Genomic DNA, 354 nt, shown 5'->3' with positions numbered 1-354 from the left:
ACGTACGTCCGAAGCTGAGCTGCCCGCGCTGTGCCGCAGTAGTACAGGAGCCGGCACCTTCGCGGCCGATAGCACGCTCGATGGCGGGTGCGGGGCTGCTCGCACAGGTCGTCGTCGCGAAGTACGCTGACCATATGCCGCTATACCGGCAGGCCGGCATCTATCGCCGTGCGGGCATCGAACTGGACCGGGCAACACTGGCTTCGTGGGTGCGTGAAGCGGCTGCCCTGCTGCAACCCCTGTCCGACGCACTCGGTGGTTACGTGCGCGCCGCAGACAAGATCCATACCGACGACACGCCCGTGCCGGTGCTGGAGCCGGGGCGTGGCAAGACACGCACGGCGCGCCTGTGGA

Annotated in this window: 1 protein-coding gene; it reads left to right on the top strand. The window is 67.8% G+C overall.

Annotated elements, in window-relative coordinates:
• A partial coding sequence (locus tag AB4Y34_RS42120; RefSeq protein ID WP_368719339.1) for a transposase occupies window positions 1-354 on the top strand: 354 nt, incomplete at both ends.

This window comes from Paraburkholderia sp. BR10954 (assembly GCF_040965775.1).
GTDB classification, from domain to species: Bacteria; Pseudomonadota; Gammaproteobacteria; order Burkholderiales; family Burkholderiaceae; genus Paraburkholderia; species Paraburkholderia youngii.
The sequence above is the reverse complement of the archived record's forward strand: the minus strand, read 5'-3'. Positions and strand labels throughout refer to the sequence as shown.